Genomic DNA, 13319 nt, shown 5'->3' with positions numbered 1-13319 from the left:
AAGGCGGCGCGGTGGGCCGCGCCGCCTTTGTTAACCCGGCATGGGCTTACAGCGGAACGTATTCGAAGCTTGGCCCCGCCCTTTGGCCGGCGCCGTTGGGAAGGTTGAGCAAGGCCTGGGCCTGGTACTTGAGCTGGTACATCACCGGTATCGCCTCGCCCAGCCGGTCGGGCTTGCCGTTGCAGGAGATGTGCAGCAGGTTCAGCAATTGGCAATAAGTGCGGTTGAATTCCCAGGACTGCCGCCGCAGCGGCGAATCTTCCGGGTAGTCGGCCATCCTGGGGTTGGGCGCCATGTCGATGACCGCGTTCCAGTCCACCTCCACGGCCGGGCCGGTGGGCGGCAGGCGCGCGCTGTCGTCCGGCAGATAGCGCCGCGCGTGCTTGATCTCGTTGAAGCGGAAGTAGTGCGCGTATTCGACATCCTGGCCGAACTCAATGCTGTCGGTATCGATGATGGTGCCATCCACGCCTTCGCCCTGGCCGATGATTTCCTCGATGGCGTTCCGCGCGTCTTCCAGCGAGCGGATTGCCAGCAGTTTGCCGCCGCCGCCGTAATAGTGCTCGGGCAGGATTTGATAGCCGGCTTTTTCCGGAAACTCGTCAAACAGGCTGCGGCCATGCTTCAGCCAGTTTTCGGCGTCCAGCTCCTCTATCGCCAGCCGGATGGCATCGTAGAACTGGCCGATGCTGTTGTAATGGTTGGCCTCGGGCGGCGCGTCGCTTGGCGCGGGCATTTCTATCTGCAGGAAAACGCTTATGGTGTCGGGCGAGAATTTTTGCAGCGGCACCTTGAACGCGTTGTCGCTGTGGGGCAGCGGGGCCGGGTATTCCGGGATGAAGTGCGGCGTGTTGATGGCCGGGCTGCCGCCAAGGGCGTTGAGGATGTTGCAAACCTGGATCATGTGCAGCATCTCTTCCATCACCACGCCTTGTATCGCCTGGTAGGCGAAGCGATTGCGGCGTTCATCCAGCGTGTACAGCGTGGTCAGGTAGGGCGGAATGGTGGTGTGTTCCAGCTGGATGGCGGTTTGCAGGTGCTCGCGCAATTGCGGCAGGGTTTTGATGGTGCCGCTAACTTGAAACTCCGCCGGCTCGGCGGTGAAGCGCAGCGCCTGCAGCGGGCTTTGCAGCGGACGGACCAGGCGTTGGCGGCGGCGGCCCTGGGCGGTCTGGACGAGGTAGTCATTGCTCATGAGCGTCTCCTTGGCGGGATGGCGAGTCCAGTTGCTTGAGGATGTTTTCCGCGGCCATGAAGGCCAGCGCGGTCAGGGTCAGGGTGGGGTTGGAGGTGCCCAGCGTGGGCATATTGCCGCAGCCCACCAGATACAGATTGTCGTGGTCCCAGGTTTGCTGGGTCGGCTTCACCACCGAGCTGGCCGCCTCGCTGCCCATCCGGTGCGTGCCGACGATGTGGCCGGCGCCCCAGAACTGATAGGTCTTGCCCTGCCACTGCACCACGTCCTGGTCGCCCTCGTTGGCGGGGTAATGCGTGTAGTCCTTGATCTGCGCCTGGGCGAAGATCTGGTCCGACGCTTCCTTGGCGGCGGCGAAGGCCCTGAGCTCGTAGTCGGACAGCGAGTAGTGGATCACCGGCCTGGGGTTGCCCAGCCGGTCCAGGAAGCGCTCGTCTATGGTGATGCGGTTTTCCGGCCTGGGCAGCTGTTCGCACTCGAAATGCAACAGCGCCTGGCGCGGCACGCGGTCGGCCAGATAGGCGCGCAGCGCCTTGCCGAACAGGCCCTTGTTCATGCCGTCGCTTAGATCGCTGCCGGGCGAGAAAACGGGCCACGACCAGCCCCAGTTGTCCACCGGGGAGATCCACGCGGAAAAATCCTTGCGGAAGGCGCCGTCGCGGAAAGTGGGGATGTAGGTGGTACAGCCCGGGCCGCGGTAGGGATAGACCTTTTCGTGCTTGAACAGCCCCCAGGTCAGCATCACCTGGTGGTCCATCAGGTTGCGCCCCACCTGGTCGCTGCTGTTGGCCGCCCCCGACATCAGCAGCAGCTTGGCGTTTTCCAGCGCGTTGGCCGCCAGCACGTACAGCGTGCCCTCGGCGGTATGGTTGGTGTAGCCGCCGGCGTCCGGCTTCTGGTAGCGCTTGTATTCGATGCCGGTCACCCGCCGGCTTTGCGGGTCGATCCGCACTTTGGACGCCACGGCCTGGGTGTGGATGGTCAGCCGGCTGCGGTCAGCCTGCTTCAGGGTTTTCAGCGCATTGTACTTGGCCTGGACCGGGCATAGCGGCACGCAGCTGGCATTGCCTTCGCAGCGCTCGCCGGTATACGGCGACCAGGTGGACCCTATGACTTGATACTGCGCGCCGACTCGCTGCGGAGCGAAGCGCTGCGAGGCCGGCTCCCAGGCGATGGCGGAGTAGGGATAGTCCGGATTGGGGGTGGAGTTGCGCCCCTGCGGCATGCTGATGAAGCTGACGTCGTAGTCGGCGCCGTCCACCCGCACCTTCGCGCCCTGGGCGTTGCGGATCCACACCTTGTCCTGGTACGACTGCGGGATGGCCTGCATCGGAAACACGTAGCCGGCGCCGTAGTTGGCGCGGCCCATGTCCGGGCCGACCTGGGCGGCCGCATCTCCTGACACGCCTATCTCCAGCTCGGCCAGTTCGTAGTAGGGCTTGAGCTCGTCGTAGCTGATCGGCCAATCCACGCCGCGGCCGTACAGCGTCTGCATGCGGAAGTCGTTGGGCAGCATGCGCGGCACATTGCCCAGCCAGTGCAGCGTGGTGCCGCCCGGGGTGCGCAGGCAGTCGCTGCCGAAGGCCAGCGGACCCATCTGCACCAGGTAGCCGGTCTGGTCCATCGGGTCGCCCAGCGCGATGTCCAGCACATTGGGCGTCGGGGCATCCTGCAGCGCCGGATAGGGGCCGTTGGTGGCCGGGTTGGCCTTGTAGTGGAAGGTGTCGACATAAGACTGGTAGTTGGCGAACGCGGATTCGGCGTCCAGCTCCAGACCGGCTTGCAGTCCGGCTTCCAGCATCAGCACCCGCTTGCCAGCCTGGGTGAGGCTTTTGGCCAGCACCGCGCCGGCGATGCCGGTGCCGACAATCACAACGTCGTATTGGGAGTCGCGCATGATGGGCTCGCTTGATGGGTGTGCTTGCGCACGGGATCAGTTGGGATTGAGCGGCTTTTCCGCCCAGGAGCCGAAGCCGGGCTGCCTGGCGCCGGGCGGATGGGTTTGGGCGGCGCGCCAGACCAGGCTCTGCACATAGGCCTCGCTGCTGACGTTGTGCTGCATGGCCAGGCCTAAGTTCTGGTTGGCCGGAATCCATTGGCCCAGGTACCAGAGATTGATGAGGTTCTGCGCGAGGCCGCCGAACTGGCTGACGGGAAAGAGCTGGGCGGCGATCATCTCGTGGATGGCGGTTTCATCGCCTCCGCCCTCCTGCAGGATTCTGCGCGAACAGGACAGGAAGCCTTCGACATCGGCCGGGGGGTTCTGGCGCAGGACGGTGTCCCAGTAGAGGCTGGCCATGCCGGTGGCTTCCAGCTCGGTCGCGCTGAAACCGGTCAGCTGGGATGAAATATCCAGAAACAGGGGTATCGGGTCGTTCATGGGCGCTTCCCTTCAAATGATGGGCGCGAGGCGGAGCGCGCCGTCGTCAGGGGGCGGCCGCCGGCGACCGGGGAGGAGCAGGACCGGAAAATCCGGCGTCACTGCGGGCAGGGCGTTGAGGAGCGATTCCAGAATGGCCGCGCGGGCAATCTTTTCGGCATGGCTGCGGTTTATTTTGCGCCGGCGGCGTATAGGCGGCCGGCAATGCCGGGAAATGGCGCGCGATCATGCGGTTTGTTTTTATGGATAAGTTTGTTGTAAGTAATGGCTGCGCATTGTTCAATTCGTACTTTTACGCAAGCTTGATATCACTATCTATTTGATTTTCCGGAGTCGGACTCAAGGGCGGGGGGATGCGCGCAAGATAAAGGGCGGCATTCCGTCGGCGGGGCAAGACGCGGCGAATATGACAGGCAGGGCCAGCTCTGGATCCGATCAAATGGATGATCGCGTCCGCAGCTGGCCCTGCCGCCTTGCAAGCGGGTGGCTGGCTTTACTGCGGCGGGAAATCAGCCATGCGCGGGATTAGGCGTTTTCCGGTGACGCAAATGGCGCCGGCTTTGGGTGGGGGGGAGGGAAACGGCAGAAGCCTCGTTGCACGGGAAGGGGGTGGTTTTTCTATTACGCGGCATGAGAAAAAAACATGTTTATAACAGTGTGTTTACATGGCCGGCTGAGACTGGCGGATAGAGGATAAGTTCTTGCTGGGCGGGCGGATTGGCGTCATTCCCCAATGTTTTATGGGAGATTGCAGCCATGTTAAAAATGCCAATTGAATACCTTGCGACTGTCATTGTGATGATATATGCTTCGTTGCCAATGTCATTATCGGCAATGGCTGGGACGGCTGCCCGCCAGCTGTGGGGCCGCAAGGAATGGCCCCATGGAATGTAAACTCGCAAAGGGAATGGTAAATCGCAATGGACGTATCCGCGCGCAAAAGTCTGGTGTCTGAATACCTGTGCAAATTGGCTGGGCAACAGGATCTGGATGAGTCGGTCAATATCTTCGAAACTGGTTTGGTCAACTCTTTGGCCGTTATTCAGTTGATTGCCTTCCTGGAAAAGAATTTCCGGATCAAGGTTGAAATCGACGATCTGGACACCGCTAATTTCTCCAGCATCCGGGCAGTGTGCGATTTCCTGGAACAAAAGGCGGCGGCAAATGCTTGAGCGTTTTCTGTCCCCTTCGCAAAACGCGTGGCTGCGAGAGTTTGAGCGATTCGCGGCGGTTGAAGTCGCGCCTTATGCCGATGATTGGGACTTGCGCGAAGCCACGCCCGCGGCCGTGGTGCGAAAGCTGGCGGAAAACGGCTGGCTGGGCGGGTTGGCGGCGAAGGAAAGCGGCGGCCTGGGCTTCGACGCCACCACGTTCGGCTTGCTGAACATGGCGATCGGCGCCGGCAGCGGTTCGCTCACTGGGCTGTTGAATGTCCATTCCATGGTGTTGAAAACCCTGGAAACCTGGGGCTCGCCAGAGCAGAAGCAGCGCTTTCTGGCGCCGCTGGTGAAGGGCGAGATCATAGGCGCGTTCGCGCAAACCGAAGTCTCCGCCGGCGGCGACTCCAGAAATCTGTCGACCCGGTTCGATGAGCGCGGCGATGAGCTGATCGTCAGCGGGCAGAAAAGCTGGATCACCTTCGCCCAGATAGCGGACCTGTTTCTGGTGTTCGGCAAATACCAGGGGCTGGATACCGCGGTGCTGGTGCCCAAGGATACGCCCGGCCTGACGGTGACCGCCAAGAAGAACATGCTTGGCTTCAAGAGCGCGTATCTGGCGGTGCTGGATTTCGACGGCTGCCGCATCCCCAAGACGAATATCGTCGGCAAGCCAGGGTTCGGCCAAAGCCTCATCTCCACCGGCGCGCTGGATTACGGCCGCATCAGCGTGGCCTGGGCCGCGCTGGGCATCCAGCAGGCGGCGCTGGCCGCGTCGGCCCGCCGGGCCGGCTCCCGCTCCACCTTCGGCACGCTGCTGGCGGACCAAGGCATCATCCGCGCCTATCTGGCGGAAATGTCCGGCAGCCTGCTGGCTTCGCAGCTGATTTGCCTGTCGGCCACCCAAGCGAAAGAGGCCAGGGAGGAAGACGCGCTGGAGCAAATTCTGCAAGCCAAGCTGTTCGCCTCGAAAGAGGCGGGAGACGCGGCGGCGAAGGCGGTGCAGATCCATGGCGGCCACGGCTGCGATGAAAGCAGCGGCGTCAGCCGTTTGTACCGGGACGCGAAGATATTGCAGGTCGTCGAAGGCAGCAACGAATTGCAGAAAATGCTGATCGGCAAGGAAGTCTGCAACCGCTACGGCCACGGCGCGCTTCAGCCCGCTTCGTGAGCGGCGCCGCGCGCTGCCGCGCCCACTGAAACCCATCCATCCAAGTCAAGCCGCTCCGCCGGCAAGCCGCTTGTCGCAAGCGCTTGCTCGGCGCGCCATCGCCCGGCGTTTTCGCCATGCCGGGCGCGGCGCGCCGGCGGAGGCCGCGGCGGCAATCCGAGGAATCCGGCGTCATGAAAAGCAGCCGACTGATCACTGATTTTTTCGAAAGCACGGCGAAAGGCAATCCGGACCCGGCGATACGCTGGGGCAAAGGGCGCTCTTTGTCCTGGAACGAGCTATACGCCAGGTCGCAGCGGCTGGCCCGCCATCTGCTGGACCAGCGCGGCCTGCGGCGGGGCGACTGCGTCGCCATCGGTCTGGAGCGCGGTCCGGATTTCCTGACGGCGGCCTACGCGGTGTTGCTGGCCGGCGGCGTTTACTTCCCGATTGACGCCAAGACGCCGCCCGCCCGGATGGCTTCGATGTTTGCGACCGCCCAATGCCGGCTGGCGTTTTGCGGCGAGGCGCAGGCGGACGCGTTCGCGCGGGCCGCGCCCGGCCTGGCGCTGATCCGCGGCGATGCGCTGGAGGGGATTTTCCAGGCCGATCCGGATCCGCAGGCTGGGCCTTCCGATGGCGCGCCCAGGCTGGAGGCCTCGGACCCCGCCTATCTGATTTTCACCTCGGGCAGCACCGGCGCGCCCAAGGGCGTGCTGGTCAACCACGGCGCGCTGATCAACCGCCTGCAGTGGCACCAAGAGCACAGCGCGGCGACGGCGGCGGACATCATTCTGCAAAGAACGGCGCTGACCTTCGACGTGTCCTTGTGGGAGCTGTTTTTGCCGGCCCTGAACGGCTCCAGCCTTTACTTGCTGCAGCCGGGGCTGGAGTCCTTCCCGCGCGGCATCGTCGCCGCGCTGGAAAGCGAAAAGATCACGCTGGTGCATTTTGTCCCCAGCTTGCTCAAGCCGGTGCTGCGGGAGTTGCAATATGACGGCTCGGCGCTGCCGGCCCTGCGCAAGGTGTATGTGAGCGGGGAGTCGCTGCAGGCCAGCCTGGTGGAGCAATTCCAGCAGGCGTTCGGTTCGCGCTGCCTGCTGACCAATTTGTACGGTCCCACCGAGGCGGCCATCGACGTCAGTTTCTACGATTGCGCCGAGCCGGCGCCGGATGTCGTTCCCATCGGCGCGGCGCTGACCGGCTGCCGCCTGCATATCGTCGATCCCGACACCCTGGCGCTGAAGGGCAATCTGGAGGTCGGCGAGATCGCCATCAGCGGGATCTGCCTGGCCGACGGTTACCGCAACCGGCCAGACCTGACGGACAAGGCCTTCGTCTTCCACCCGCAATTGCGCGAGCGCGTCTACCTGACCGGGGACCTGGGCTGGTGCGAGGGCGGGGAGCGCTTTTTCTGCCAGGGCCGCAAGGATACGCAGGTGAAGCTGCGCGGTTTGCGCATCGAGCTGGGCGAGATCGAGCACCACCTGCTCAACCATCCGGCCATTACCGAGGCGGTCGCTTGCGTGGTGGAGGACGCGGACGCCGAGCAATGGCTGGTGGCCGCCATCGTCGCCGGCGCCGAGGCGCTCGACGCCCAGGACTTGCGCCGCTTCCTCGCCGCGCAAACGCCGGCCTACATGCTGCCGGCGCGCTATTGGCAAGCCGGCGGGCTGCCCAGGAACAGTTCGGGGAAGCTGGACCGCAAGGCCATTGCCGCGGCCATGCGCGAACGTTTTTTCAGCGAGACGGTGGTTTGATCGATGGATGCGCTCACTTTTGAATTGTCCCGTTCGCAGCAGGCGGTTTTCACGATGGAGGCGTTCCATCTGTCCGGCCGGCCGTTTTTCCTGGGCGGCGTGGCGCGCCTGAGCGGTCAGGTGTCGCTGGAGAGCCTGGCGCGGGCCGGCGCGGCGGTGCGGGACGCGCAGGACGCGTTTCGCATCGGCTTCGTCGCCGACGGCGAGGGCGCGGCGTGGCACGGCGTGCGCCATGCGCGGCCGCAAAGCGCGGTGGAGAGCATGGATTTCAGCCGCCATCCCGATCCGGAGCAGGCGTTCGCCGGCTGGGCCCGGCGCCAGCTGCTGCTGGACGAGGACCTCGCGCAGACGCCGATCAAGATATTCGCGGTGCGTTTCGACCCGGAGCGTTCGGGCTGGTTCGTGAAGGCTCATCACGCCGCGGCGGACGGCGCGGCGCTGGCGCTGGTGATGGAGCATCTGGCCAATGCGCTGGAAGATGGCGGCCGCGCGCCGGCGCCGTTGGCGTCCCCCGCGTTTTCCGTCATCGCCGACGGCGAGCGGGCCTATGAGGGCTCGCGCCGCCGGGAGCGGGATGGCGAATACTGGCGCGGCGCGTTCGCAGAAACCGCGCCGCCGGCCTCGCGCCGATCGCCTATCGGCGACTACCGCGGAGCGGAGGCGCTGTCCCGGCGCGTCCGGCTGGCATTGAGCGATGCGGACAATGCGCGGCTGCGCCGCTTCAAGAACGGCGGCGGCTCGGTTTTCCGCCTGTTTTTCGCCGCCGTCGCCCATGCGCAGATGGCGGTGGAGGATGGCGACGGCGTGCTGTTGCAGGCGCCCATGCTCAATCGCTGGAGCCAGGAGGATAAACGTACCGTCGCCATGGCGGTGGCGCCGGTTCTGGTTCCGGTGCTCCGGTCGGACGGCCCGGCGGTGGCCGACAGCTACCGGGCGCTGGAGAAGCGGCTGCTGAAGGCGGTGGCGCATTCGCGCTACGCGCCCGGCATCCGCTGGGGCGAATTCGCGACGCCGCAGTGGCAGCGCATCGTTCCGGCCTTCGGCGTTTCGTACCAGACCGGCGTGTTCCAGGCCAGCGTGTCCGGCGCCCAGGTGGAAATCGACCACCTGCAGGCGGTGGAGGCGCTGTTCGCCACCATCCACATCCATGATCGCTTCGATGGCGGGCAGTTCAAGCTGGAGGCCGACTTCCGCCAGCAATGGAGCGCGGCGCAGTGCCGCGCCTTCCTGCAAACCGTGGCCGACTACGCGCTGGAAGCCGCCGCGCAGCTGCTGGGCGAGCCGGCGGACGGCGCGGATGCCGTTCCGGCCCTGCCGATCGGCGTTCATTTGCGAGAGGCGTTCGCGCGCCACGCCGACCGCTGCCTGTTCAAGCCGGGCGACGGTGGCGAGGCGCTGAGCTATGGCCAGGGCCTGCGGTGGATCCGCCGTTTCAGCGCCGAACTGCGCCGCCGGCGCGACGCCGGGCGTCCGGTGCTGATCCTGGGCCGGCGCGCGCCGGAGACCACGCTCGCCTACCTGGCCTGCCTGATGGCGGGCGTGACGGTGGTGCCGGTTTGCCCCAGCACGCCAAGCGCGCGCCTGCTGACCATCGCCCGCAATTCCGGCGCCGGCCTGTGCGTTCACGCCGAGGCCGACCAGGCGCTGGCGCGGGCGCTGGGCCTGCCGCTGCTGCTCGCCGCGCGCGAGCCGGACGGCTGGCCGGCGGCCGAAGCCCTGCCGGACGCGCCGGCGAGCCGCGATCCCGCCTACATTCTGTACACCTCCGGCTCCACCGGCGAGCCCAAGGGCGTGGTGATATCGCCAGAGGCGCTGGCCTGCTACGCGTTGGCGGCTACCGCCGACTATGCGGCGGAGCGGCCGTTCAGCGCGCCGCTGTTCACCTCTTTCGGCTTCGACCTCACCCAGACCAGCATCCTGGCGCCGGTATTGTCCGGCGGCTTCATCCAGACGCGGGAAGCGGACATCCGCGAGCAGCCGGCCTTGCTGCAGGCCTTGCTGGCCGACGAAGAATTGACCGGCGTGAAATGCACGCCGTCGCATCTGGCGCTGCTGGCCGAACACAGCCCGCCCCGGCGCGGGCCGCTGACTTTCGTCGTCGGCGGGGAAAACCTGTCGATGGCGCTGGTGAGCCAGGCGCTGGCGGTTTTCCCGCCGGGGAGCCGGGTGATCAACGAATATGGCCCGACCGAGGCGACGGTGGGCTGCTGCGTGCATTCGGTGGACCGCGCGGCCGCGGCCGAGCTGGAGGCTGGCGCCATCATGCCGATAGGCGCGGCCTTGGGCATGGCGCGGATGTCGATCCGCGACGCCTGGGGCCAGCCCGTGCCGCAGGGCTTCCAGGGGGAAATATGGATAGGCGGACCGGTGCTGGCGGACGGCTATGTCGGCAATCCGGCGCAGACCGAGGCGAAGTTCGTGTCCGGCGGCGACGGCCGCTGGTATCGCACCGGCGATTTGGGCCTGAGCGACGAGCAAGGCGTGTTGCATTGCCTGGGGCGCATCGACGATGAGTTCAAGGTGCGCGGCCACCGCATCCACCCGGCGGAGATCGAACAGGCGGTGGAGGGCGCGCTGGCGCGCGTCGGCGGCCTGACGCGCGGCGGCAAGCTCAAGGCGCTGAAGCTGTCCGCGAACGGGCGCGAAACCGTGGCGCTGTGCAGCAGCGAAGCGCTGCCGGCCGGCGATCCGGCATTCCTGGCCTGCCTGCGGGAAAAACTGCCCGACGCCTGGCTGCCCGGCCTGTATTGCGCGGTGGCGCCGTGGCCGGTCAACGCCAACGGCAAGGTGGACGCCGCGGCGCTCATCGCCGCCGCCGAGGCCCAGCTGGCGGCAAGCGACGAAGCCGCGCGCGCCGCTGGCGAGCCTGCGCCGCGCGATTACGCGTTGCCGGATTGGCTGGACCAGGCCTTTCTGGCGCCGATCTGGCCGCAGCGGGCGAGGCTGGAAGCGTCGTTCCTGGAGCAGGGCGGCGACTCGATCAAGGCGATCCGGCTGGCGGCGTTGCTGGCGAAGCAAGGCGTGCGCGTCGGCGCCGCGGAGCTGTTGGCCGCGGAGCCTTTGGGCGCGGTGCTGGAAAAAGCCTGCGCCGGCGCTTCGCGGTTTGCGGAAGCCGGCGCCGCGGAGGCGGCGCAGGCGGACTGGATCGGCCATCTGCCTGGCGCGCGCTGGTTCCGCGGCCAAGGCTTCCGGCATGGCGACCGGCTGCAGCAGGGCATCGTGTTGCGGCTGCAGCCGTCCCTCGCGCCGGAGCGCGTCGACGCGGCCGTCGCGGCGGTGCAGTCGCGGCACGCGATCTTCGCGCTGCGGATGAGGCCGGATGCCGGCGCATGCCGTTTCGCCGCCGAGGCCGCCCCGGCGACTGGCGTCCATGCGCTGTCTGCCGGCGAAAGCCTGCAAGACCGGCTGCTGAAGCTGCAGGAAGCCGTCAGCCTGGAGACGCGGCCCAGCGTCCATCAGGTGGTGCTTGACCCGGCGTCGGGCGACAGCCATCTGATCTGGATTTGCCACCATCTGCTGTGCGACGTGCACTCGTGGATTTACCTGCTGGACGAACTGGACCTGGCGCTGGCCGCCGACGCGCCGCCCGCCGGCGATGCGCCGCCTGAGGAAGGCGCTTTCCTGTGGGGACGATGGCTGCGCGACCATGGCGCGGCCGCGCCTGAGCGCCGCGCCGAACCGGCCGCGCCGGCTTGCGCGCCGGTCAGCGCGGCGCTGGCGGCGTCCGGCGCCGACATCCGCGAAATGGAGCGGCGCTTCAAGGCCGAGCGCGGCGCGCTGATCGCCGCGGCCTTGCTGGAAACCATCCAGGAGCAAGGCCTGCTGCCGGCGCGGCCGGTCGCGTTGTTCGAAAACCATGGCCGCTGCTTCGCCGAGGCTGAAACGCCTGCCGGGTGGGCGGCCCAGCTGGCGGGCGCCGTCGGCTGGTTCACCGGCTTCAACCGCCTGAGCCTCGGCCAGCCGCAGCCGCGCCCCCATGGCTTCCTGCGCGAACTGAAAGCCCGGCTGCATGAGCGCGGGCAGGATTGGCGCGGCCAGCTGGGCCTGGCAGGCGGCGGCGAGCGCCCGACGGTCTGCGTCAACGACATCGGTGCCGGCCTGGGCGGCGACGGCGCCTGGCGCCACTTCCAGCTGCTTGCGGAACTGTCGGGCGGCTTCCGGCACCCGGAGGAGGCCAGCGTGGCCGATTTCGACCTGCTGATCCGCGATTGCCGCGAGTCCGGCTCGGTGTTCATCGAGCTGCGGCTGGGGCTGCCCGGCGCCGGCCAGGAAGACGCGCGCCGCTGGCTGGCCGCGCTGGATGCGCGGCTGTCCGCCTGGCGCGCCGCGCCGCAGGACGGCGAGCTGCGGCCCGAAGCCGCGCTGCTGCCGTCTGACTTCCCCTTGTGCCGGCTGGAGCAGGCGGAGCTCGATCTCATCATTCACGGAGTTTCAGCATGAAAACCGATATCGATTCGGCGAAGACCGTATTCCTGTTTCCGGGCGTCGGCGCGCAGCAGGCCGACATGTTCGCCGGATTCCGCGCCTATCCCGAATACCGCGCGTGCCTGGAAGAGGTGTCGGACCTGGCCGGCCTGGACCTGGACGCGGTGATCCACGGCGGCCGCCGCGACGAGCTGAAGCAGGTGCGCACTGCCCAGCTGGCGCTGACCGCCACCACGGTGGCCATCGCCCGGATACTGCGCCAGCGCTGCGGATGGATGCCCGATTTCGTGATGGGGCATAGCCTGGGCCAGTACCCGGCCCTGTGCGCGGCGGGCTATCTGGACCTGGCCACGCTGACGCGGGTGGTGAGCCTGCGCGCGCAGGCGGCCGAGTCATGCGCGCGCACTTTCCAGCAAGGGGAGATGTGCTGGGTGCTGCATGTGCCGGCGGAGACGGTGGAGCGGGAGGTGGAAAAGGCCAGGCGCGAGGACGGGCTGAAGATTTACGTCTCGGCCGTCGACGCGTTCGACCAGGCTTCGGTGTCCGGCGAAATGGCGGAGATCCGCCGCTTCGCGCCGCGGATCGAGGCGCTGGGCGGCCTGTTTTATCCGCTGAGGATAGGCGGTCCGTTCCACTCGCCGCTGATGGAGGAGGCGCGGGCGCAACTGGAGGCGGCGCTGGACTTTCTGCCGCCAGCCGACCAGCCGCGGCCGCTGCTTTCCCGGCTGATCTGCAACGTCAGCGCCGCCGAGCTGCCGGCGTCGGGCCTGAAGGATTCGATCCTGCAGCACCTGACGTCGCCGGTGCAATGGCTGCGCAGCCTGCAATACGCGGCGCGGAACGGCGTCACCCGCTATCTGGAAATCTCGCCGAAGTCGGTGCTGAGCTATCTGGTCCAGCGCGCGGGCTTGCCGATGCTGCCGGTGTGCGAGCCGGGCGACCTGCTGGCGCTGGCCGAGGAGAGGAGCGCGCCGGAACGCCGGCGCGAACATTTCGTCCGGCACTGCCGCTCCCACCTGTACGGCGAGCCATTGCCCGCCGCCGTGGACGAGCAGGCGGCGCGGCAGCTGCGGAAGATCCGCGAAGAAATCGGGCAAAGGGCGCTGGGCGAGACGCCCAGCCGGGAAGACTGCGCTTTCCTGCTGCAGCGCACCCGGCAGTGGCTGGAGATCGCCGCGGCGCAGGGAGGCGACGCGCCGGCGATGGCGCAAGCGAGGCTGCAGAGCCTGCACGAGGCGGCGGAGGGTTGAAG

The 13319-nt window shown here is 67.0% G+C and carries 8 protein-coding genes; 5 read left to right on the top strand and 3 right to left on the bottom strand.

The annotated features are described in order from the left end of the window. Window positions 1-46 precede the first annotated feature (46 nt). The 3 genes from MY55_RS13060 to MY55_RS13050 are packed head-to-tail and all read right to left on the bottom strand — an operon-like array spanning window position 47 to window position 3575. A complete protein-coding gene (locus MY55_RS13060; protein ID WP_052258271.1) occupies window positions 47-1195 on the bottom strand; it encodes a ferritin-like domain-containing protein in 1149 nt (382 codons plus the stop codon). Continuing rightward, on the bottom strand, window positions 1185-3092 hold the full coding sequence (locus MY55_RS13055) for a GMC family oxidoreductase (RefSeq protein ID WP_065202483.1): 1908 nt from the start codon (window positions 3090-3092) through the stop codon (window positions 1185-1187). Before MY55_RS13055 ends, MY55_RS13060 begins: the two co-directional genes overlap by 11 nt. Before the next feature lie 36 nt (window positions 3093-3128). After that, the gene (locus MY55_RS13050; protein ID WP_047237358.1) at window positions 3129-3575 is read right to left on the bottom strand and encodes a hypothetical protein; all 447 of its coding nucleotides are present in this window, start codon (window positions 3573-3575) and stop codon (window positions 3129-3131) included. Between the two features lie 920 nt (window positions 3576-4495). Here MY55_RS13050 and MY55_RS13045 point away from each other — a divergent pair. The 5 genes from MY55_RS13045 to MY55_RS13025 all read left to right on the top strand — a co-directional run bounded on the left by MY55_RS13045 (window position 4496) and on the right by MY55_RS13025 (window position 13317). Next, entirely contained in the window at window positions 4496-4747 is a 252-nt protein-coding gene (locus tag MY55_RS13045) for an acyl carrier protein (RefSeq protein WP_047237357.1), read from the top strand. Next, a complete protein-coding gene (locus tag MY55_RS13040) occupies window positions 4740-5903 on the top strand; it encodes an acyl-CoA dehydrogenase family protein (RefSeq protein WP_043579136.1) in 1164 nt (387 codons plus the stop codon). Before MY55_RS13045 ends, MY55_RS13040 begins: the two co-directional genes overlap by 8 nt. A 173-nt stretch (window positions 5904-6076) precedes the next feature. Beyond that, window positions 6077-7642, top strand: a complete 1566-nt coding sequence (locus MY55_RS13035; RefSeq protein WP_065202482.1) for an amino acid adenylation domain-containing protein — start codon at window positions 6077-6079, stop codon at window positions 7640-7642. A 3-nt stretch (window positions 7643-7645) separates the two neighbouring features. Further along, window positions 7646-12082 (top strand): AMP-binding protein, encoded by a 4437-nt coding sequence (locus MY55_RS13030; protein WP_065202481.1) that lies wholly within the window; start codon window positions 7646-7648, stop codon window positions 12080-12082. Further along, window positions 12079-13317 (top strand): ACP S-malonyltransferase, encoded by a 1239-nt coding sequence (locus tag MY55_RS13025; RefSeq protein ID WP_065202480.1) that lies wholly within the window; start codon window positions 12079-12081, stop codon window positions 13315-13317. Before MY55_RS13030 ends, MY55_RS13025 begins: the two co-directional genes overlap by 4 nt. Window positions 13318-13319: the final 2 nt, after the last annotated feature.

The sequence above is a fragment of the Chromobacterium subtsugae genome (genome assembly GCF_001676875.1).
Lineage (GTDB): Bacteria > Pseudomonadota > Gammaproteobacteria > Burkholderiales > Chromobacteriaceae > Chromobacterium > Chromobacterium subtsugae.
Note: the sequence above shows the minus strand (reverse complement) of the source record. Positions and strands in the feature narration are given on the sequence as shown.